This window comes from Bradyrhizobium sp. sGM-13, from assembly GCF_018398875.1.
Classification (GTDB): Bacteria; Pseudomonadota; Alphaproteobacteria; order Rhizobiales; family Xanthobacteraceae; genus Bradyrhizobium.
The window spans coordinates 1-268 of record NZ_JAGWDK010000306.1 but is presented as its reverse complement, the minus strand read 5'-3'; the positions used below and the strand labels follow the sequence as shown (position 1 = coordinate 268).

2 protein-coding genes are annotated in these 268 nt (G+C 56.3%); both read right to left on the bottom strand.

From position 1 onward, the window contains the following. Nucleotides 1–63: 63 nt before the first annotated feature. Nucleotides 64–162 carry a YdeI/OmpD-associated family protein gene (locus tag KJQ96_RS41915; protein ID WP_309142554.1) on the bottom strand — a complete coding sequence of 33 codons (99 nt, stop codon included), beginning with the start codon at nt 160–162 and terminating at the stop codon, nt 64–66. Further along, the gene (locus KJQ96_RS41655; RefSeq protein ID WP_256441749.1) at nt 116–256 is read right to left on the bottom strand and encodes a YdeI/OmpD-associated family protein; all 141 of its coding nucleotides are present in this window, start codon (nt 254–256) and stop codon (nt 116–118) included. The genes KJQ96_RS41915 and KJQ96_RS41655 overlap by 47 nt, the downstream gene beginning before the upstream one ends. Nucleotides 257–268 lie beyond the last annotated feature (12 nt).

Sequence of the window (268 nt, the reverse complement as noted above, 5' to 3'; positions counted from 1 at the left end):
AGCGGCACAGTGCAGCCGATCATCTGCCCGCTATGGCTTACTGACTCCGAGAGGCCGCATGGGTCAGTGAAACTTCTCGCCACGATCCAGTTTCGCAACAATTTGCGCGGTCCGTCTAGCGCGTGTCTCGGGCTTCTTCGCTGTATGAAGGCGATAGTAGATTGAATAAGAGATTTCTGCGATCGAGCGTCGCGAAGAAAGCTTTCGCCGCGGGCATGTCCTCCAAGGCGTCGAGAAAGTCTTGCGGGATAGTCATGTCCGCTGAGCC